The sequence below is a fragment of the Pseudomonas sp. 32A genome, assembly GCF_052682255.1.
Genome location: NZ_JBQYLY010000001.1, coordinates 3,785,566 through 3,806,943 on the forward strand (window position 1 = coordinate 3,785,566; position 21,378 = coordinate 3,806,943).

A 21,378-nucleotide genomic window follows, 5' to 3' on the forward strand; every position below is an offset into this window, starting at 1 on the left:
CCTCTGCAAATGGAGTTCCCCATGACGGCCAGTGCTGAAAAATACACCCGCCAGACCCTGCTCGACGTGCAATCGCTGACCCCCAGCCTGTTTACCCTGCGCACCACCCGGGACCCGGGCTTTCGCTTTCGCGCCGGGCAATTCGTGCGCCTGGGAGTGACCAAGGCCGATGGCAGCATTGTGTGGCGGGCCTATTCGGTGGTGTCCTCGCCCTTTGACGAGCACCTGGATTTCTTCTCTATCGTTGTGCCGGGTGGCGAGTTCACCAGTGAGCTGAGCCGCCTGCGCGAGGGAGATACCCTGCTGGTGGAACGCCAGGCCACGGGCTTTCTGACCTTGGACCGTTTTGTGGATGGTCGCGATCTGTGGCTGTTGGGTACCGGGACCGGTATTGCGCCGTTTCTATCGATCCTGCAAGACTTCGACGTGTGGGAAAAATTCGAGCGGATCATCCTCGTCTATAGCGCCCGCGAAGCAAGGGAGTTGGCTTACCAGTCGTTGATCCATGAGCTGGGCGAACGAGAGTACCTGGCGGAGCACGCCCACAAGCTCACCTACATTCCTATCGTGACCCGTGAGCAACATCCGGGCGCGCTGAATGGGCGGATTACCACCCTGATCGAGAACGGTGAATTGGAACGCGCCGCAGGCATCGAGCTGACCCCTGAGCATTCCAGAGTGATGATTTGCGGTAACCCGCAGATGATCGACGACACGCGTCAGTTGCTGAAACTGCGCGACATGCAACTGAGCCTGACCCGTCGTCCGGGGCAGGTCGCGGTAGAAAACTACTGGTAAAACAAAGGCGCCCTGCAGGCGCCTTTATTTTATTTGCCGAGCTTACTCGGGCTTGCTGTTCTGTGCCTTGAGCAGATCGCGGATCTCCCCCAGCAGCACTTCTTCCTTGGTCGGGACCGGCGGCAGGCTAGGTGCCACGGCCTCTTCACGCTTCAGGCGGTTGATGGCCTTCACGCCCATGAAGATCGCAAACGCAACGATCACAAAGTCGATCACGCTCTGGATGAACTTGCCGTATGCCAGTACGACGGCAGGCGCATCGCCCTGGGCGGCTTTAAGCGTTACGGCGAGGTCGCCGAAGTCGACACCCCCGATCAACAGGCCGATGGGTGGCATCACCACGTCGCCTACAAAGGAGGAAACGATTTTGCCGAAGGCGGCACCGATGATAATACCGACGGCCATGTCGACCACATTACCTTTGACCGCGAAGGCCTTGAACTCACTTAACACGCCCATAGGTTATTCCTTGTTACAGATGAGGAGGTAGAAACCAGTGTAAGACAGTGTGGCGCGGCTTGCGCGACACAACTGCTTACAGTGTCCGTTTTTATCGACACATTAAATCGCAAATAGTTTGCAAAGTGCCACCAGTCGCGCGCGGAATACCCGCTATTTCAGGGGGTTACCACACTATTTTTTTAATCGGGTTGGTACGGCTTTTCTATTTATCTTCTGACTCGCGGGTCACTAGCCTCTGGCAAGCACAACTCAATGTGCATTAAAAAAACCAGAGGAAACCTCGATGAAAAACCCTATTAGCCGCGGGCCTATTTCTGCGCGACAGGTGCTGTTTGTAGTGAGCGCCAGTCTTCTTTCGCTGTCCGTACACGCCGCCAACCTCACGCGCGACAATGGCGCGGCGGTCGGTGACAATCAGAACTCGCAAACCGCCGGTGCGAATGGCCCGGTCCTGTTGCAAGACGTGCAACTGATCCAGAAATTGCAGCGCTTTGATCGCGAGCGTATTCCGGAGCGCGTTGTGCATGCCCGTGGCACTGGCGCTCACGGTACCTTCACCGTCACCGACAACCTCAGCGACCTGACCAAGGCCAAGGTATTTGCCGCCGGTGAAGCCACGCCGGTATTTGTGCGTTTTTCTGCGGTAGTTCACGGTAACCATTCGCCGGAAACCCTGCGTGACCCACGCGGCTTTGCCACCAAGTTCTACACCGCCGAAGGTAATTGGGACCTGGTCGGTAATAACTTCCCGACGTTCTTTATTCGCGATGCGATCAAGTTCCCGGACATGGTTCACGCTTTTAAACCAGACCCGCGCACTAACCTGGATGATGATTCCCGTCGCTTTGACTTCTTCTCCCATGTTCCGGAGTCCACTCGTACGTTGACCGAGTTGTACTCGGACTCCGGCACTCCAGCCAGTTACCGGGAAATGGACGGTAACGGTGTACACGCCTACAAGTTGATTAACGCCAAGGGCGAAGTGCACTACGTCAAGTTCCACTGGAAGAGCCTGCAAGGCATCAAGAACCTTGACCCTAAACAAGTAGCTGAAGTACAGGGCCGTGACTACAGCCATATGACCAATGATTTGGTCACGCACATCAATAAGGGTGACTTCCCCAAGTGGGACTTGTATGTGCAAGTGCTGAAGCCTGAAGACCTGGCCAAGTTTGATTTCGACCCACTGGACGCCACCAAGATCTGGCCAAACGTGCCTGAACGCAAAGTCGGGCAGATGGTGCTGAACCGCAACCCCGCCAACGTCTTCCAGGAAACCGAGCAAGTCGCCATGGCGCCGGCCAACCTGGTGCCGGGCATCGAGCCGTCGGAAGACCGCCTGCTGCAAGGCCGGGTGTTCTCCTATGCTGATACGCAAATGTACCGCCTGGGGCCAAACGCCCTGCAACTGCCGATCAACGCACCCCGGGTGACCGTCAACAACGGTAACCAGGACGGCGCGATGAACTTCGGCAAGACCACCACCGGCGTGAACTACCAGCCAAGCCGCCTGCTGCCACGGGAAGAGCCGCAAACCGCGCGGTACAGCCAGTCGGCCCTGTCGGGCAGTACTCAGCAAGCGAAGATCCAGCGTGAGCAGAACTTCAAGCAGGCCGGCGACCTGTACCGCTCGTTCAACAAGAAAGAGCGTCAGGACTTGATCGACAACTTCGGCGGCTCCCTGGCCACCACCGATGACGAGAGCAAGCACATCATCCTGTCGTTCCTCTACAAGGCGGATCCGGAGTACGGCACCGGCGTGACCAAAGTCGCCAAGGGTGACCTGGCCCGCGTCAAGGCGCTGGCTGAAAAGCTGACTGACTGATTGGTTGTCCCCTGTCGGCGCCCCGCATGGGCGTCGACACCTCGCAGGAGAAAACCCATGCGTATCTACATCGCTTTATTCACAGCCTTGCTGGCTTTTACCGCCCATGCCGAGTCACCCGACCCGCAAGCGGTGAAGACACAACTGCAGGATTACTACTTCGACGCCGCCCGCCGTGGCGACGTAGAAATGCTCAACACCTTCATCGACTCCGGCTATTCGCTGAACACCCAGGATGAAAAAGTCTACACGGCACTGATTCTCGCCGCCTATCACGGCGAAAGTGCCTATGTGGACCGATTGCTCGCCGCCGGCGCCGATGCCTGTGTGCAGGACAAACGCGGCAACACCGCCTTGATGGGCGCGATCTTCAAGGGTGAGCTGAAAATCGCCCAGCGCCTGCTGGCCACCGACTGCAACCCCGACCAGCGCAACGGTGCCGGACAAACGGCGGCCATGTATGCCGGGCTGTTCAAACGCGTGGAACTGCTGGACGAACTGAAAGCCAAGGGCGCCGATCTGAATGCCGAAGACCCGATCGGTAACAGCGCTTCACGCTTGGCCAGCGGTGAAATCCGTACCCCGGCGCCGCGCTGAGCTATCATCGCGGTTTTCGGTTGGAGGTTCTCAAATGGCAAAGGCCAAGCGCATGTATGGCTGCACGGAGTGCGGCGCGACCTTTCCCAAGTGGGCCGGCCAGTGCACGGAATGCGGTGCGTGGAACACCCTGACCGAAACCATGATCGAGAGCGGCGGCGCAGTGGCCCCCAGCGGTCGTTCCGGCTGGACCGGGCAACAAACCCAGATCAAGACCCTGGCCGAAGTCAGCGTCGAAGAAATCCCGCGTTTTTCCACCGCTTCCGGTGAACTGGACCGGGTGCTGGGCGGCGGCCTGGTGGACGGCTCGGTGGTGCTGATCGGCGGTGACCCGGGGATTGGTAAATCCACGATCCTGCTGCAAACCCTGTGCAGCATCGCCAGCCGTATGCCGGCGCTGTATGTCACCGGCGAAGAATCCCAGCAGCAAGTGGCCATGCGTGCGCGCCGCCTGGGCCTGCCCCAGGACCAACTGCGGGTGATGACCGAAACCTGCATCGAAAGCATCATCGCCACCGCGCGCCTGGAAAAGCCCAAAGTGATGGTGATCGACTCGATCCAGACGATTTTCACCGAACAACTGCAATCGGCTCCGGGTGGCGTGTCCCAGGTGCGGGAAAGTGCCGCGCTGCTGGTGCGCTATGCGAAACAGAGCGGCACGGCGATTTTCCTGGTGGGTCACGTGACCAAAGAAGGCGCGCTGGCCGGGCCGCGGGTGCTGGAACACATGGTCGACACCGTGCTGTATTTCGAAGGCGAGTCCGACGGACGGTTGCGTTTGCTGCGGGCGGTGAAGAACCGTTTTGGCGCGGTCAACGAGCTGGGTGTGTTCGCCATGACTGACCGGGGCTTGAAAGAAGTCTCCAACCCGTCAGCGATTTTTCTCACCCGCGCCCAGGAAGAAGTCCCAGGCAGTGTGGTGATGGCAACGTGGGAAGGCACCCGCCCGATGCTGGTGGAAGTGCAGGCGCTGGTGGACGACAGCCACCTGGCCAACCCGCGCCGCGTCACCCTGGGCCTGGATCAGAACCGCCTGGCGATGTTGCTGGCGGTGCTGCACCGCCACGGCGGCATTCCCACCCATGACCAGGACGTGTTCCTGAACGTGGTGGGCGGGGTCAAGGTGCTGGAAACCGCGTCCGACCTGGCGTTAATGGCGGCAGTGATGTCCAGCCTGCGCAATCGGCCGTTGCCCCATGACTTGCTGGTGTTCGGCGAGGTGGGCCTGTCGGGTGAAGTGCGCCCGGTGCCCAGCGGCCAGGAGCGCCTGAAGGAAGCGGCCAAGCACGGCTTCAAGCGCGCCATCGTGCCCAAGGGCAATGCGCCGAAAGAAATGCCACCGGGGCTGCAAGTGATCGGGGTGACGCGCCTGGAGCAGGCGCTGGATGCCCTGTTCGAGTAGTCGCCAGCCACCCATCACCCCTGTAGGAGCCGGGCTTGCCCGCGATGGCGGTGTATCAGCTGATTGATATGCAAACTGACACACCGCCATCGCAGGCAAGCCAGCTCCCACATGTTCAGGTCTCCAGCAAGGCGGCGAATTCCCGCTCCAGCTCTGCCTGATCACCGAGGTTCAGCTCGATTATCCGCCGCAGGTGGCTGATGGAGTCTAGGTCGATGTGCTCGCACACAAAACCGAGCTGCCCATGATCGTCATGGGTCAGCCGCACCTGCATCTTCACGTCGGTCTCGGCGTCCAGATGAATGTCCACGTCGAATGATTCGTAGCGATGGCCGTGCCAGTCTTGCGGCCGTTGAACCAGCAAGCCCTTGAGCGACAAATCTACCAATTGCACCGACCAGACATGGCCGTCTTGCGTGAGCTCGGTCCTGGCATCGAAGGCAATGCGTCGGAAACGGCGTCGGTCTGAAGGCTGTTCGCTCATGGTGAAACCCTCTGTGGATAAAAGAATTGTAGCCGTGCGCCATCATGGGACGGTTTTTTCTGCTTTTTTCGCTCCGGCAAGGCTCTAGACCAACGTAGGGGGGTGGCCTTTAAGGCCAGTAGCGCTAAACTCGGGATGGCTGTCTTTCTGTCCACCCTGGCTGGAATATAAAAATGAAAAATAATAATAGCCTGCTACGCCATCTACCCTGGCTGCTGCTGGCAATCGTAGGAGCGTGCGCCCTGGGCGTAGTGGCCTTGCGCCGCGGCGAGGCGATCAACGCCTTGTGGATTGTGGTCGCAGCAGTGGCCATTTATCTGGTTGCTTACCGTTACTACAGTCTGTTCATCGCTAACCATGTGATGCAGCTCGATCCACTGCGGGCTACCCCCGCCGTGATCAACAACGACGGTCTGGACTACGTGCCGACCAACAAACACATTCTTTTCGGTCACCACTTCGCGGCAATCGCCGGCGCCGGGCCTTTGGTCGGCCCGGTACTGGCAGCGCAGATGGGCTACCTGCCCGGCACCTTGTGGCTGATAGCCGGTGTGGTGCTGGCGGGCGCGGTGCAGGATTTCATGATCCTGTTCCTCTCCACCCGTCGCAACGGCCGTTCCCTGGGAGACATGGTCCGCGAAGAAATGGGCCGCATTCCCGGGACCATCGCGCTGTTTGGCTGCTTCCTGATCATGATCATCATCCTCGCGGTGCTGGCGCTGATCGTGGTCAAGGCCCTGGCCGAAAGCCCGTGGGGCATCTTCACGGTGATGGCGACCATCCCGATCGCGATGTTCATGGGCATCTACATGCGCTACATCCGCCCGGGTCGCATCGGCGAAATCTCGATTGTCGGCGTGCTGTTGCTGCTGGGCTCGATCTGGCTGGGCGGGCAGATTGCCGCTGACCCGGTGTGGGCCAAGGCCTTCAGCTTCACCGGGATCCAGATCACCTGGATGCTGGTGGGTTATGGCTTTGTCGCCGCCGTGTTGCCGGTGTGGCTGATCCTTGCGCCACGTGACTACCTGTCTACGTTCCTGAAAATCGGCACCATCATCGCCCTGGCCATTGGCATCCTGGTGACCATGCCCGACCTGAAAATGCCCGCGCTGACCCAGTTCATCGATGGCACCGGCCCGGTGTGGAAGGGCGGTCTGTTCCCGTTCCTGTTCATCACCATTGCCTGTGGCGCGGTCTCGGGTTTCCACGCACTGATCTCCTCGGGCACCACGCCCAAGTTGCTGGCCAATGAAGGGCACGCCCGTTACATCGGTTACGGCGGCATGTTGATGGAGTCGTTCGTGGCCATCATGGCGATGGTTGCCGCTTCGGTGATCGAGCCAGGGGTGTACTTTGCCATGAACAGCCCGGCCGCCATTGTCGGTGCTGACGTGGTGACCGTTGCGCAAACTGTCAGCAGCTGGGGTTTTGCGATTACCCCGGAAGCGTTGCAGGCGGTGGCGCATGACATCGGTGAAACCACCATCCTGGCCCGTGCCGGCGGTGCGCCGACCCTGGCGGTGGGTATCGCGCAGATCCTGCACAGCGTCCTGCCGGGTGAAAACACCATGGCGTTCTGGTACCACTTTGCGATCCTGTTCGAAGCGCTGTTCATCCTGACCGCAGTCGACGCCGGTACCCGTGCCGGTCGCTTCATGCTTCAGGATTTGCTCGGCTCCTTCGTGCCGGCGCTCAAGCGTACCGAGTCCTGGACCGCCAACCTGATCGCTACCGCAGGTTGTGTGGCGATGTGGGGTTACCTGCTGTACCAAGGCGTGATCGACCCACTGGGCGGCATCAACACCTTGTGGCCGCTGTTCGGTATCTCTAACCAGATGCTGGCCGGTATCGCGCTGATGCTCGCCACCGTTGTGCTGATCAAAATGAAACGCCAGCGCTACATCTGGGTGACCATGCTGCCGGCTGTCTGGCTGCTGATCTGCACCGTGACCGCAGGCTTTATCAAGCTGTTCGACGCCAACCCGGCGATCGGCTTCCTGTCCCTGGCCAAGAAATACAGCGACGCCCTGGCCGGCGGCCAGATCCTCGCACCGGCCAAGAGCATCGACCAGATGCAACACGTGATCTGGAACGCCTACACCAACGCAACGCTGACGGCGCTGTTCCTGTTCGTGGTCTTCAGCATCCTGTTCTATGCGCTCAAAGTCGGCATTGCCGCCTGGGGCAAAAAGGAACGTACGGACAAAGAAGCGCCATACCAGGCCATTCCGGACGCGTGATAGAGGATTGCAATCATGTTCAATGACATCAGTCGCCTCGGTAAATACCTCGGTCAGGCCGCGCGCCTGATGGTCGGCATGCCCGACTACGACACTTACGTCGAGCATATGCAAACCAAGCACCCGGACAAGCCGATGATGGACTACAAGGCGTTCTTCCGGGAACGCCAGGAAGCCCGTTACGGCGGCAAGGGTGGGCCCAAGTGCTGCTAGCCCGTTAGTTCGGGTTACGGTGATCCCTTGTGGGAGCGGGCTTGCTCGCGAAGGCGGTCTTTCAGTGATTCCTGTGCTGACTGACACGCCGCCTTCGCGAGCAAGCCCGCTCCCACATTTGTTTTGTGTTTCTTCAAGGAGAATTCTTTGTCCTCTCCCATTCCCGTCACCGTCCTCAGCGGCTTTCTCGGCGCTGGCAAGACCACCTTGTTGCGTCACCTGCTCAAGGCCGAGCACGGCTTGAAAATCGCCGTGATCGAAAACGAATTCAGCGACGCCGGTATCGACACCCAACTGCTGGGCAGCGAGCCGGTGCAAGTCATGACCCTGTCCAACGGCTGTGTGTGCTGCACCATCCACACCGACCTGACCAAGGCCCTGTACCTGCTGCTGGAACGCCTGGACAGCGGCGAGATCGCCTTCGATCGCCTGGTGATCGAATGCACCGGCCTGGCCGACCCGGCCCCGGTGGCCCAGACCTTTTTCATCGATGAAGAACTGCGCGAGCGCTATATCCTCGACGGCATCATTACCCTGGTGGACGCGGCCCACGCCGAGCACCACCTGACCCAGACCATCGCCCAGGCGCAGATCGGTTTTGCCGACCGCCTGCTGGTGAGCAAGCGCGACCTGGTGGACGACGCCACCTTCGACGCCCTCAGCGAGCGCCTGACCCGCATCAACCGCCGCGCACCGATACGCGTGGTGGAACACGGCAAGATCGACCTCGCCGAATTGCTGGATGTGCGTGGCTTCAACCTCAATGCCGGCATGACCTTGCGCCCGGTAAGCCAGGCGCCGTCCATTGATCGTATTTCCAGCCTGGTGCTGCGCACCGACCAGCCGCTGGATATCGACAGACTCAGCGAGTTCATGAACGAGCTGCTGGAAGACCACGGCAAGCAATTGCTGCGTTACAAAGGCGTGCTGAACATTGCCGGGGAAGACCGGCGGATGGTGTTCCAGGGCGTGCTGAAGCTCTACGGGTTCGACTGGGATACCGAATGGGCCGAAGGCGAGACGCGGGAAAGTGTGATTGTGTTTATTGCCGACGAGTTGCCGGAAGAGAAGATTCGCGAAGGTTTCCAGCGCATCTATCAGGCATAAAAAAGCCCACTTGTAGGAGCGAGCTTGCTCGCGAAGAACTTATAGGCACCGCGTGCATCCAGGATGCACGCGTTATCGTTGACGTTTTTCGCGAGCAAGCTCGCTCCTACAGCGGGCTTTTTGCTATTAAGCGCCGTATACCGGCAGCTTCTTGCAGATGGCCTTGACCTTCTCACGAACAGCATCAATCACTGCTTCGTTGTTCAGGTCAGCCAGGATGTCGCAGATCCAGCCAGCCAGTTCCTTGCACTCTGCTTCTTTGAAGCCACGAGTGGTCACAGCCGGGGTGCCGAAGCGCAGGCCGGAGGTGACGAACGGCGAACGTGGGTCGTTCGGTACCGAGTTTTTGTTCACGGTGATGAAGGCTTTGCCCAGAGCGGCGTCAGCGTCTTTACCGGAGATGTCTTGCTTGATCAGCGACAGCAGGAACAGGTGGTTCTCAGTACCGCCGGACACCACGTCAAAACCCCGCTCGATGAACACGCCGGCCATGGCCTTGGCGTTTTTCACCACTTGCTGCTGGTAAGTCTTGAACTCAGGCTGCAGGGCTTCCTTGAAGCAGATCGCTTTGGCGGCGATCACGTGCTCCAGCGGGCCACCCTGGCCGCCAGGGAATACGGCGGAGTTCAGCTTCTTCTCGATCTCGGCGTTGGCGCGAGCCAGGATCAGGCCGCCACGTGGACCGCGCAGGGTCTTGTGGGTGGTGGTGGTCACGACGTCGGCGAATGGCACCGGGTTCGGGTACACGCCAGCAGCGACCAGACCGGCCACGTGGGCCATGTCGACGAACAGGTAGGCGCCCACTTTGTCGGCGATTTCGCGAAAGCGTGGGAAATCCAGGATCTGCGAGTAGGCAGAGAAACCGGCCACGATCATTTTTGGCTTGTGCTCAACGGCCAGGCGCTCGACTTCGTCGTAGTCGATCAGGCCGTTGCCGTCGATGCCGTACTGAACGGCGTTGTACAGTTTGCCGGAGGAGGAAACGCTGGCGCCGTGGGTCAGGTGACCGCCGTGGGCCAGGCTCATGCCCAGGATGGTGTCGCCCGCTTGCAGCAGGGCCAGGTACACGGCGCTGTTGGCTTGGGAGCCGGCGTGTGGCTGGACGTTGGCGTAATCGGCGCCGAACAGTTCCTTGGCACGGTCGATGGCCAGTTGCTCAACGATGTCGACGTACTCGCAACCGCCGTAGTAACGCTTGCCCGGGTAGCCTTCGGCGTACTTGTTGGTCAGAACCGAACCTTGAGCCTCCATAACCGCAGGGCTGGTGTAGTTTTCCGAAGCGATCAGCTCAATGTGCTCTTCCTGGCGCACGGCTTCTTGCTCCATGGCGGCAAAGAGATCGGCGTCGTACTTGGCAATAGTCAAATCACGGCTGAACATGGCGGTCCTCAAGGATCGGGGGCAGAAAAGAAGCGCATTCTAACCCAATGGGTTTTAGATGGCATATGAAAGGACATCATGTCGCGGACAAGCGGGGCTCATCTGGGGATGGGGGGGTGTTTGTGCGGGCCCTTCGCGAGCAAGCCCGCTCCCACATTCAATCGGGTTCCTTCAGGGGGAATGCGGTCGAGTGTGGGAGCGGGCTTGCTCGCGAAGAGGTCATCAGCAACACAGCAGGATTTCAGTCGAACATGAACAGAGCGTCATTGCTGAACTGCGCCTCAAACCGGCTCGCCGGCATCGGCCGTCCGAACAGGTAGCCCTGCACCTCGTCACAACCGTGCTCCCGCAGGAAGTCCAGCTGCTCATGGGTTTCCACACCCTCGGCGATCACCGCCAGGTTCAGGCTGTGGGCCATGGCGATAATCGCCCGGGCAATCTGCGCATCCTGTTCACCCGACGGCAGGCCGTCGACGAAAGTGCGGTCGATCTTCAGCACGTCGATGGGGAACTGCTTGAGGTAGTTCAGCGATGAATAACCGGTGCCGAAGTCATCTACCGCAATGCTCAGGCCGAGGTTTTTCAGGCTGGCGAGGATCTGCATCGCCTCGTTGACCTCGCGCATCAGGATATACTTTCAGTCAGTTCCAGCTCCAGGCACGCCGGCGGCAGGCCGGTGTCCTTGAGGATGGTGGCGATGCGCTCGCCCAGTTGCCCGTCGGAGAACTGCCGGGCCGAGATATTCACCGACACCTTGGGCACCCGCACCTTGTTCTGGTGCCAGGTCTTGAGTTGACGGCAGGCTTCGCTGATCACCCAGTCGCCCACGTCCACCACCAGCCCCAACTCCTCCAGCACCGGGATAAAGTCCCCCGGCGGCACCAGCCCGCGGCGGGGATGACGCCAGCGCAGCAGGGCTTCGGCGCCGGTCAGGCGTTTGCCGTCGCCGCTGAACTGCGGCTGGTAATACAGCACGAATTCGTTTTGCTCGAGGGCGTGGCGCAGGTCGCTTTCCAGCTCCAGACGTTCCAGGGCGCTGGCGTTCATGTCGGCCTGGTAGAACTGGAAGTTGTTCTTGCCGCGCTCCTTGGCGTGGTACATCGCCGTGTCAGCGTTCTTCATCAACTGGCTGAGTTCGTTGCCGTCCTGCGGGCTTAGCGCGATGCCGATACTGGCGGTCACGAAGAACTCGCGGCCTTCCAGCACGAATGGCTTCACCAGGCTGGCGAGAATCTGCTCGGCCACGTGAATCGCACGGTTCAGCGCCATCTCACGGTTGACCCGCGGTTGCAGGAGCAAGGTGAACTCGTCGCCGCCCATGCGTGCCACGGTGTCGTCTTCGGCCACGCAGCCCAGCAAGCGGGTGGCCATTTCCTTGAGCATGCGGTCGCCGGCGGCGTGGCCCAGGGAATCGTTGATCGGCTTGAAGCGGTCGAGGTCAAGGAACATCAGCACCACCCACGACTTTTGCCGTTCCGCCGACTGTAACGCGGTGTGCAGGCGGTCCTGGAACAGCGTGCGGTTGGGCAGGTGGGTCAGGGCGTCGTAGTAGGCCAGGCGGTGGATCCGCTGTTCGCTGGCCTTGCGTTCGCTGATGTCACTGAAGAAGCACACGTAGCTGGCCAGGTCGCCTTCGTCATCGAACACGGCGGTAATCCCGACCCAGGCCGGGTAATGCTCGCCGTTGCGGCGCTTGAGCCACACTTCGCCTTCCCAGGTGCTGTGCTGGTGCAATTGCTTGAGCACGTAGCGCAGGTGGGCTTCCTGCTGTTCGTCGACGGTGAGCATGTTCGGCAACTGGTCGAGCACGTCCGCCACCGCGTAGCCACTCACCCGGCTGAACGCTTCGTTGGCCTGCACGATATAGCCGGCCGGGTCGGTGATCAGGATCGCCGAAGTCGAGTGTTCGAATACCGTGGCCGCCATGCGCAGGTCTTTTTCCGCACGGCGTTGCTGGCTGATGTCGCGACCCACGCCGAGGATGCCTTCGAACGCACCGTGTTCGTCCCACACCAGCACCAGACGCAGTTCGATAGGGACCTTGCGCCCATCGGCCCGCAGGCAGTCGAACAGGAATAGCTGGGTCTGCACGTCGTTGCGCAAGGCCGCCAGGGATTCGGGTTGGTCCAAGGCGCGGCTGACTTGCTCTACCAGGCTGTAGATGCCCGTGAGTTGCTGCGGGTTGGCGATGGTCGATTGCCAGCCGTTTTCGAAGATCCAGTCCACGTCGTAGCCCAGCACCGCGTTCACCGAAGGGCTGACGTAGTTGAGGGCCAGCTTGCTGTCGGTGGAAAAGATTACGTCGCTGATACTTTCGGCCAGCATGCGGTAGCGCTGTTCGCTGTCGCGCAGGGATTCGCTGGCTTCGATCTGGTCGGTGATGTCCTTGGCCACGCCGATGATGCGCGTGACCTGGTCGGTCTTGTCCCGGGCCAGGGCCTGTTCGCGGATATCGAAGCGCCGCCATTGGTTGTTGCGGTGGCGAAAGCGCAACTGGCACTGCAGTTGGCTCAGGTAGCCGGCCTGGCGCTGTTGCAGGCGCAGGTAGTGGTAGTGCTCGGCGTCTTCGGGGTGCAGCAGGATTTCCCAGAAATACTCGCCCATCTGCTGCAACTCGGGCTTGTTGTAGCCCAGGGTGTGGCCCAGGTGGTGGTTGCTGAAAATCATCCGCTGGCTGATCACGTCTTGCACATACAGGTGATCGGGCACGGTGCGCACCACGTCCGACCAGAAACCCTCGCGCTCCACCAGCGATAATTCGATCAGCTTGCGGCTGGTGATGTCGCTGATGCTCAGGATCACTGCCTTGAAGTCGTCCTGTTGCTCCGGCAGGCGCATCACCAGCCACAGGTATTGGTCGTTGCCTTCAACGTCGCTGAGCTGGATTTCCAGTTCGAGCTGTTTTTGTTGGGTCAGTACCGCGTCGATCACCTGATTGCCGATGGCGGTTGGGCTTGAGGGGCAGGCGTCGATCAGGCGCTCCCAGGCTTGTTCGCAGGAGGCGACATTCAGCAGGCGCACCGCCACCTGATTGACCTCGGTAATGCGCAGTTCCTTGAGCAATTGCTGGCGTTGCTCCGGGCTGTCTAGCAGTAACTGTTGCAACTGTTCGCGGGTTTGCAGTCGGGCTCTATCGAAGAACGCGCGCAGGCCCGACAGGTCGAGCACGCACAAGGCCACGCCGGTGCCTTCAAAAATATCCTGGTAGCGCCGGCGCCCCTCGTGCACCTGGCGCTGGCGGCGGCGCATGTTCAGCAGCACGATCACCGGGATCAGCGAGAAGGCCAGGCCCAGCAGGCATTTGCCGATAAAGGCCGGCAGCAGTTGCTCCAGCACCGCGGCACGGTCGAACAGGCCGCGCAGTTGCCAGTCGCTTTTGCTCAGGGGCGTGACCAGTACACTTTTGTTCAATTCGTCCGGGGTCAACGCCGAGGCCCACTGGGCCGGCATGCCGCTGTCACGGCTGACCACCCGGTGGTTGAGGCGGTTTTCGATGACCCACATCGGGCGCTGGCCCTGGCTGTCCTGGCGAGTCAGGTTGGCCAGGTAATTGGGCGCCAGGCGCAAGGCCCAGTACATCTTGGTGCCGCCGCTGGGCTGGTGCAGCAGCAGGTAGATGACGGTGCCGTCGTTGTTGTTGCTCAGGTAGTAGGACTGGGCGTGGCTGCGTTTGACCAGCTCTTCGAGCCAGGCGCTGTCCTGGCTGTCGCCGGCGCTGTCACTGATCATCGCGCCGCTGGGGGCGAGCAGGGCGACACTGCGCAGTTCCGGCAGGGAGCGTTGCAGGGTGCGCATCAGGATTTGTTGCTGTTCAGTGTCCCGTGGCGGCTCGACGATCGGTAACAGGTTCAGCGCGATCTGTGCACTGAGGGCCATGTTCAGGCTGATTTGTTCGGCCAGGTCGGCACTGTAGTCGATGGTGTATTGCTGCTGATTTTTCTGGTTTTGCTGCAGTTGGTCCAGCAGTTGCCAGAACAATAACGCGAGCAGCAGCAGGACCAGCGTCGCCAATGCGCCCTTCAAGGTTCCGTGCAGGGGCGCTCCCGGCGCTATATGAGCGGCGCGCAGGGGAGTTGGCGGCGTTACGTTGGACAAACTGTGATCCTGCGGATTGGCTGGACTGGCGCGCGACGTGCACTATAAGCCGGACGCCCGGAGGGCGGCTAGCATGCCTTGTGTTGTGGCAAAGTGCCAGCCCCGCTTGGCTGGACTGCCCATGCGCATTCAGGTAGCTTTGCCGGTTACGCGAGGGCGTTCCAGCCCCAGACAATCAGGCATCTACCGTACGCAGGCATTGATAGACATCAACGGCCCGCGCGGCGCATGGCCTGGCACGGGTTTCGCCCGCTTAATTCATCAGTCACTGACGCTAGGTTCACCATGGCTCAATACGTCTTCACCATGCATCGGCTGGGAAAAGTTGTTCCGCCGAAGCGGGAAATCCTGAAAAATATTTCTCTGTCCTTCTTCCCGGGCGCCAAGATCGGCGTGCTCGGCCTCAACGGTTCGGGTAAATCCACCCTGTTGAAAATCATGGCCGGCGTCGACACCGAGTTCGACGGCGAAGCCCGCCCGATGCCCGACCTGAACATCGGCTACCTGCCACAGGAACCTATCCTGGACCCGACCAAGACCGTGCGTGAAGTGGTCGAGGAAGCGGTCAGCGTGATCAAGAACGCCCAGGCGCGCCTGGACGAGGTCTACGCGGCCTACGCTGAAGAAGATGCCGACTTCGACAAACTGGCGGCAGAACAGGCCAAGCTCGAAGCCATCCTGCAAGCCGCCGACGGTCACAACCTGGACCGCCAGCTGGAAGTCGCCGCCGACGCGCTGCGCCTGCCGGCGTGGGACGCCAAGGTTGAACACTTGTCCGGTGGTGAGAAGCGTCGTGTGGCCCTGTGCCGCCTGCTGCTGTCGGCCCCCGACATGCTGCTGCTCGACGAACCCACCAACCACCTGGACGCCGATTCCGTTGCCTGGCTGGAGCACTTCCTCCACGATTTCCCGGGCACCGTGGTTGCGATCACGCACGACCGGTACTTCCTGGACAACGTTGCCGGCTGGATCCTCGAGCTCGACCGTGGCGCCGGTATCCCTTACGAGGGCAACTACTCCGGTTGGCTGGAAGCCAAGTCCGACCGTCTGGCGGCCGAATCCAAGCAGCAGTCGGCCCATGAAAAGGCCATGAAAGACGAGCTGGAATGGGTGCGTAAAGGCGCCAAGGCACGTCAGTCGAAATCCAAGGCCCGTCTGGCGCGTTTCGAAGAGATGCAGTCCCAGGAATTCCAGAAGCGTTCCGAGACCAACGAGATCTACATCCCGGCCGGTCCGCGCCTGGGTGACAAGGTCATCGAGTTCAAGAACGTCTGCAAGGGCTACGGCGACCGCGTGTTGATCGACAACCTGTCGTTCTCCATGCCTAAAGGCGCCATCGTTGGCGTGATCGGCGGTAACGGTGCGGGTAAATCCACCCTGTTCCGCATGCTGATGGGCAAGGAACAACCGGACTCGGGCACCATCGAAGTCGGCGAAACCGTGCAACTGGCCTGTGTGGACCAGAGCCGCGACGACCTCGACGGCAGCAAGACGGTGTTCCAGCAGATTTCCGACGGTTCCGACCAGATCCGTATCGGCAACTACGAAATCCCGTCGCGCACCTATGTGGGCCGCTTCAACTTCAAGGGCGGCGACCAGCAGAAGTTCGTCAAGGACCTGTCCGGTGGTGAGCGCGGTCGCTTGCACCTGGCCCTGACCTTGAAAGAAGGCGGCAACGTTCTGCTGCTCGACGAACCGTCAAACGACCTCGACGTTGAAACCCTGCGTTCCCTGGAAGAAGCCCTGCTGGACTTCCCGGGCGCCGCCATTGTGATCTCTCACGATCGGTGGTTCCTTGACCGTGTGGCCACTCACATCCTGGCGTACGAAGACGACTCCCAAGCCGTGTTCTTCGAAGGCAACTACACCGAATACGAAGCCGATCGCAAGAAACGCCTCGGCGAAGCTGCTGCCCAGCCGCATCGTGTACGGCACAAAAAACTGGCCTGATTCGGGTTGGTGGTTTGAAAAAGCGGAGCCTTCGGGCTCCGTTTTTTTTGCGTGTTTTCAGGTGGACCGCGTCGTCTGCATCGCAGGCAAGCCAGCTCCCACAGTTGACCGCGTTGTCTTGGATGTAATCGATCAAATGTGGGAGCTGGCTCGCCTGCGATAGCGGGTTAACTGTTGGTGCAAGGCCTGGATTGAAATCCTCATTAAGGTGCAAAAACCGCCTGTATTTATATCTAATGCACCATTTAAATTCACAAAAGCGACATTTCGCCCTGTCGCGGTGCGACATGAATTGATAAAGTCCGGGACAAATCTCCTTTAACGACAATAAATTTGCCGAGACTTTTCATGATCGAATCCGTTGAATCCTTCCTTGCCCGCCTCAAGAAACGCGACCCCGACCAGCCGGAATTCCACCAGGCCGTGGAAGAAGTCCTGCGCAGTTTGTGGCCGTTTCTTGAAGCCAATCCCCACTACCTGAACTCGGGCATCCTGGAGCGCATCTGCGAGCCGGAGCGTGCGATTGTGTTCCGGGTGTCGTGGGAAGACGACCAGGGCAAGGTGCGGGTCAACCGCGGGTTCCGGATCCAGATGAACAGCGCCATCGGCCCCTACAAAGGCGGCCTGCGCTTCCACCCCTCGGTGAACCTGGGCGTGCTGAAATTCCTCGCCTTCGAACAGACCTTCAAGAATTCCCTGACCTCACTGCCCATGGGCGGCGGCAAGGGCGGCTCGGACTTCGATCCCAAGGGCAAGAGCGACGCCGAGGTGATGCGCTTCTGCCAGGCGTTCATGAGCGAGCTGTATCGCCACATCGGTTCGGACGTGGACGTGCCCGCCGGTGATATCGGCGTGGGCGCCCGGGAGATCGGCTTCCTGTTCGGCCAGTACAAGCGCCTGAGCAACCAGTTCACCTCGGTGTTGACCGGCAAGGGCATGAGCTACGGCGGCAGCCTGATCCGCCCGGAGGCCACCGGTTTTGGCTGCGTGTACTTCGCTGAAGAAATGCTCAAGCGCAACGGCCTGCGTGTCGAAGGCAAGCGCGTGGCCATCTCCGGCTCCGGCAACGTCGCCCAATATGCGGCGCGCAAGGTCATGGACCTGGGCGGCAAAGTGATTTCCCTGTCCGACTCCGAAGGCACCCTGTACTGCGAAAGCGGTTTGACCGAAGAACAATGGTCGGCGCTGCTGGAGCTGAAAAACGTCCAGCGCGGGCGCATCAGCGAGCTGGCACCGCGTTTCGGCCTGGAATTCCGCGCCGGCCAAGCACCCTGGGAACTGGCCTGCGACATCGCACTGCCCTGCGCCACCCAGAACGAACTGGACGCCGAAGCGGCGCGCACCCTGTTGCGCAATGGCTGCGTGTGCGTGGCCGAAGGCGCCAACATGCCCACCACCCTGGAGGCTGTGGATATCTTTATCGACGCCGGCATCCTGTTCGCACCGGGCAAGGCCTCCAATGCCGGCGGGGTGGCGGTGAGCGGGCTGGAGATGTCGCAGAACGCCATGCGCCTGCTGTGGACCGCCGGCGAAGTGGACAGCAAGCTGCACAACATCATGCAGTCGATCCACCATGCCTGCGTGCATTACGGCGAAGAAAACGGTCGGGTCAACTACGTGAAGGGCGCCAACATCGCCGGCTTCGTGAAAGTCGCGGACGCAATGCTGGCTCAAGGTATCGTCTAAGCGTCGGGCTCGATGCGCAGGATCTCGATCAGCTGATCCCCGACGGGGCGCTTCCACAGCACCTCGTCGCCTACCTGTGCACCCAGCAGCGCCCGACCCAGGGGCGAGCCCCAGTTGATCAGGCCCACCGTGGCGTCGGCCTGGTCTTCGCCCACCAGTTGAATCCGCTGCTCTTCGTCCTGTTCGTTGGCAAACGTTACCCAACTGCCGATCTGCACCTTCTCGGTGGAGGTCGCTGGCGCCACCACCTGAGCGCTTTGCAGGCGCTGGTTGAAGTAACGCAAATCCCGCTCAAGATCGGCCTGGCGCTGTTTATCGGCCTGCTCGCCCTTGGCGGACTCTTCGCTGTGCTCGCTTTGCAACTGCGCCACTTTGGCCTGCAACTGTGCAAGCCCACGGGCAGTGAGGTGATTGGGTTGCTCGCTGACCTGGCGTTCCACCGGTTGGCTGGCCTGGGCAGCGGCGCTGTCTTCGTTGACGAAAGCTCGACTCATGGCGTTCTCCTGCTATGGAGTTTGGGCCATGGTCGCAGGGGTTAAGTTTCGCCGGATGTCTGAAAGCGACCTATGGCGAGCGATAGGCTCGTGCGGCGTCGCGGTCCTTTTCCTGCTGCCAGGCGCGTTCGCGGTCGTCCCAGTGACGGTTCTTGTAGTCGTTCAGGTCTTCGTTCTCGCGCATGGCCTTGCACTGGCGGAAGCCATCTTCCCAGCCTTCGGCGTAGGTGCGGTCTTTCAGGTAGCGGGGGACATTCTTGCGAAATTCCCCAGTGATCACCCCGGCGGCTTGGCGGCCGCTGCTGCAACCGTCGTCGTAGCCATCGGCGAACGCGGGCGGGTAACCCTTGGCCAGCAAGTCTTCATGGGTTGATTGGCAACCTGAAAGGAGGGCCATCAGGCCCAGCACTGCTGCGTACCGCCACATCGCTTGCTCCCTGGCCGTTGAACGGCTGATGGGGGAAGTGTAGGAGTGGATTCGTTGGATAGATGTGAAAGGGACGTGAGAAAGGTGTTGAGTTGAAAGGCCATCAACGACGATTCCCTTTAAATTGCAGGACGATTCCTAGAGAATCTCCACCCTATTGCGCCTTAGGGTTTGGGTCACTAGCCTCCTGACTTCGCTGTGAAAACAGTGAACGGGTTTAGCGGCCCGAACCACCAAGACGCAACCTCTTTACATACTTGGCAGGCGGTTTTTTTGCCGGCCGTATCGTGCTATGGCGGCTGTGCGCGGGAGATCTTCGGATCTGCCGGGTGTCTAGGTGACCGGTTCGCTAACCTGCGTACAGCTGCCACCCTTTCATGTTTAGCGACGTGTCGCGGTGGTCCCCTTTTTCACTTAGAAGAGACATCATGGCTAAAATTGTCCCCGATCCACCTCTGTCCTCGATCATTACCGTCGGTGTAGTCACCTTCGGTGACTATGGCGAAAACGAGAAGCCTCTGTTCCGCGTGAACGCAGGCATGCCGATTAGTGAAGCGCTGGAGCATGTATCCACACTGCTTCACTACTCCAAGACACTCGCAATGGAAGCCGCCATGGATGTGCGAGGTGAGCAATATGCGTGGGCAGCGCATTATCTATGCGAGATGGGCAAGGCAGTTGTAGACGACCTTACCCAAGCGATGACGCCTGTCACCTAGAGACAAGCAAATGCTCCTGTGGTGAGCGGGCTTGCCCCGCGTTGGGCTGCGTAGCAGCCCTCACTACATGACATAGACGGGCTTATAAGAGTATTAAGACCTCTACCATCTAGCATTCAGTCGTAGTAACCCACCGTTTTTTTCAGGTGATCTGAGTATTCGTAAATCTCGTCAATTGATGAAATTGCATGTCGTGTTTCATTTTTCTCCGCGTCAAAAATCCCGATGTATTTCTGGCTGCGGTTGAAGTGCAGGCGGCAAATCGGCTTGCGATTGTTGTCGTCCAGCAATATCCCAAAATAGCTCTGCGTATCTCGCTGCACGATGCGTTTGGCATCGACCACAGAGCGTACGACAGCTCTTACTATGTGATATCCCTCAAGTTCTTCCAGAGTGGTGATTATTTTGTCTTCTGACTCGTCACGCTCTATAACTTCGGTATTAGCGGAGAGAGAAGTGGGTAGTGAGGCTTGAGCCGGCTGAATGGAACCACTCATAGCTGACTTAAGGCGATCATTGATCTGATCGTTGAGGAACTGGCTTAACGCCTTTCGGGTTAACTCAAAAAACTGCTCTCGAACTTTCTGTGTGATAACCCCTTCATACACACGTGAAGCGAAAACTTTTACGAAGTCATCGTCTGGCTTGCTGATCTGCGCGGTGATAACTTTTTTGATTTGGCTGACATATTTCAATTCGCCAGCAGCGCTGATAATCGAATCTACATCGAATGCAGATTTTGTCAGCTTGATCAGTTCCGGGACTGAATACTCATCAATGTCTAGTAAATCCAGCTCTAAAAATGGCTTTTCATCCATTTTGTTGGGTGCGTCCAAATCCGTAAAAAACCGATAGACCTGGCCGTTGGTGAGAATCGAAATTCTTGCGCTTGTGACGTGGAAATAGCGAAACAGCTGGGACGCGTGATTGATGCTGAGTGACTCACCGATTTTTTTGCATTCGATGAGCATCTGGACTTCCCCATTTTTCATGATGGCGTAATCAATCTTTTCACCTTTCTTCGTCCCGATGTCGCAGACAAATTCCGGTGTTACTTCCTGAGGATCAAATACGTCGTAGCCCAACACCGTATTTATAAAGGGCATGACAAAAGCATTTTTTGTGGCTTCTTCCGTTTGAATTGCGGGGCCCTGCAGGCGGACTTTGGCCGCCAGGCTGGTGAGCTTTTCAAAGAATTCCATACGAGCCTCTTATCTATTCAGATCCGTGTATAGAGATGGTGGCAATTTGATTGCCATCCGATACTAGTCATAAATGCTGATAAAGAGAATGGACTTAGAGCTGATTTACATCGAATGAAAAAAGCTAAAAACTCGTACGAAATTTCATGTCTATTTATCAATGAGTTGAGACGGGCATGAAAATTTCTGTCCGGAAATGGATTTGTCCGTGGAGGGCTAGTTCAGTCGGCCGCTGAACCAGTGGTGAGAGGGCCTGTCCCCCGCTGGGGCGCGACGCGGCCGCTGTTCCTGTCGGCG

General features: G+C 59.4%; 16 protein-coding genes and 1 pseudogene. 10 read left to right on the plus strand and 7 right to left on the minus strand.

The genetic code is table 11. The features are described from left to right. Positions 1 to 21: 21 nt before the first annotated feature. Positions 22 to 798, plus strand: a complete 777-nt coding sequence (locus ACUN0G_RS17355; RefSeq protein ID WP_445573898.1) for a ferredoxin--NADP reductase — start codon at positions 22 to 24, stop codon at positions 796 to 798. A gap of 42 nt (positions 799 to 840) precedes the next feature. Here ACUN0G_RS17355 and mscL read toward each other — a convergent pair whose 3' ends face one another. After that, complete coding sequence (gene mscL / locus ACUN0G_RS17360) at positions 841 to 1,257, minus strand: large-conductance mechanosensitive channel protein MscL (RefSeq protein ID WP_003215816.1); 417 nt, start codon at positions 1,255 to 1,257, stop codon at positions 841 to 843. Positions 1,258 to 1,543: 286 nt separating this feature from the next. Here mscL and katB point away from each other — a divergent pair, with 286 nt between their 5' ends. Genes katB through radA form a run of 3 tightly spaced genes read left to right on the plus strand, consistent with a single transcriptional unit; the run spans position 1,544 to position 5,084 of the window. Then, a complete protein-coding gene (gene katB / locus ACUN0G_RS17365; RefSeq protein WP_093204888.1) occupies positions 1,544 to 3,085 on the plus strand; it encodes a catalase KatB in 1,542 nt (513 codons plus the stop codon). Between the two features lie 57 nt (positions 3,086 to 3,142). Next, positions 3,143 to 3,682 carry an ankyrin repeat domain-containing protein gene (locus ACUN0G_RS17370; RefSeq protein WP_445573899.1) on the plus strand — a complete coding sequence of 180 codons (540 nt, stop codon included), beginning with the start codon at positions 3,143 to 3,145 and terminating at the stop codon, positions 3,680 to 3,682. A 34-nt stretch (positions 3,683 to 3,716) separates the two neighbouring features. Beyond that, entirely contained in the window at positions 3,717 to 5,084 is a 1,368-nt protein-coding gene (gene radA / locus ACUN0G_RS17375) for a DNA repair protein RadA (protein WP_003215821.1), read from the plus strand. Between the two features lie 115 nt (positions 5,085 to 5,199). Here the strand turns inward: radA and ACUN0G_RS17380 are convergent, their stop codons facing one another. Then, complete coding sequence (locus ACUN0G_RS17380) at positions 5,200 to 5,568, minus strand: PilZ domain-containing protein (protein WP_445573900.1); 369 nt, start codon at positions 5,566 to 5,568, stop codon at positions 5,200 to 5,202. A gap of 173 nt (positions 5,569 to 5,741) precedes the next feature. Here ACUN0G_RS17380 and ACUN0G_RS17385 point away from each other — a divergent pair, with 173 nt between their 5' ends. The 3 genes from ACUN0G_RS17385 to yjiA all read left to right on the plus strand — a co-directional run bounded on the left by ACUN0G_RS17385 (position 5,742) and on the right by yjiA (position 9,128). Further along, positions 5,742 to 7,808: a carbon starvation CstA family protein gene (locus ACUN0G_RS17385; protein WP_445573901.1), complete on the plus strand. Its 2,067-nt coding sequence runs from the start codon at positions 5,742 to 5,744 to the stop codon at positions 7,806 to 7,808. A gap of 15 nt (positions 7,809 to 7,823) precedes the next feature. After that, positions 7,824 to 8,021 (plus strand): YbdD/YjiX family protein, encoded by a 198-nt coding sequence (locus tag ACUN0G_RS17390; RefSeq protein WP_003176208.1) that lies wholly within the window; start codon positions 7,824 to 7,826, stop codon positions 8,019 to 8,021. 147 nt (positions 8,022 to 8,168) lie between these two features. Continuing rightward, entirely contained in the window at positions 8,169 to 9,128 is a 960-nt protein-coding gene (yjiA, locus tag ACUN0G_RS17395) for a GTPase (RefSeq protein WP_445573902.1), read from the plus strand. Between the two features lie 126 nt (positions 9,129 to 9,254). On the opposite strand, the gene glyA is transcribed toward yjiA, so the two are convergent. Then, positions 9,255 to 10,508, minus strand: a complete 1,254-nt coding sequence (glyA, locus tag ACUN0G_RS17400; RefSeq protein WP_063027005.1) for a serine hydroxymethyltransferase — start codon at positions 10,506 to 10,508, stop codon at positions 9,255 to 9,257. Between the two features lie 241 nt (positions 10,509 to 10,749). Further along, a pseudogene (locus ACUN0G_RS17405) lies at positions 10,750 to 14,603 on the minus strand (EAL domain-containing protein). Positions 14,604 to 14,888: 285 nt separating this feature from the next. Here ACUN0G_RS17405 and ettA point away from each other — a divergent pair. Together ettA and gdhA are read left to right on the plus strand one after the other, a co-directional pair. Then, the gene (gene ettA, locus ACUN0G_RS17410) at positions 14,889 to 16,553 is read left to right on the plus strand and encodes an energy-dependent translational throttle protein EttA (protein WP_003215833.1); all 1,665 of its coding nucleotides are present in this window, start codon (positions 14,889 to 14,891) and stop codon (positions 16,551 to 16,553) included. Positions 16,554 to 16,901: 348 nt separating this feature from the next. Next, complete coding sequence (gene gdhA, locus ACUN0G_RS17415) at positions 16,902 to 18,239, plus strand: NADP-specific glutamate dehydrogenase (protein WP_445573903.1); 1,338 nt, start codon at positions 16,902 to 16,904, stop codon at positions 18,237 to 18,239. Here the strand turns inward: gdhA and ACUN0G_RS17420 are convergent. Both ACUN0G_RS17420 and ACUN0G_RS17425 read right to left on the minus strand, forming a co-directional pair. After that, on the minus strand, positions 18,236 to 18,733 hold the full coding sequence (locus ACUN0G_RS17420) for a GreA/GreB family elongation factor (protein WP_445573904.1): 498 nt from the start codon (positions 18,731 to 18,733) through the stop codon (positions 18,236 to 18,238). The two genes, gdhA and ACUN0G_RS17420, sit on opposite strands and share 4 nt — an antisense overlap. Before the next feature lie 70 nt (positions 18,734 to 18,803). Further along, entirely contained in the window at positions 18,804 to 19,160 is a 357-nt protein-coding gene (locus ACUN0G_RS17425) for a hypothetical protein (RefSeq protein WP_258348258.1), read from the minus strand. 428 nt (positions 19,161 to 19,588) lie between these two features. Between ACUN0G_RS17425 and ACUN0G_RS17430 the strand changes: the two genes are divergently transcribed. Further along, positions 19,589 to 19,879: a DUF3077 domain-containing protein gene (locus ACUN0G_RS17430; RefSeq protein WP_076014022.1), complete on the plus strand. Its 291-nt coding sequence runs from the start codon at positions 19,589 to 19,591 to the stop codon at positions 19,877 to 19,879. 116 nt (positions 19,880 to 19,995) lie between these two features. Here ACUN0G_RS17430 and ACUN0G_RS17435 read toward each other — a convergent pair whose 3' ends face one another. After that, on the minus strand, positions 19,996 to 21,081 hold the full coding sequence (locus ACUN0G_RS17435; protein WP_445573905.1) for a type I restriction endonuclease: 1,086 nt from the start codon (positions 21,079 to 21,081) through the stop codon (positions 19,996 to 19,998). Positions 21,082 to 21,378: the final 297 nt, after the last annotated feature.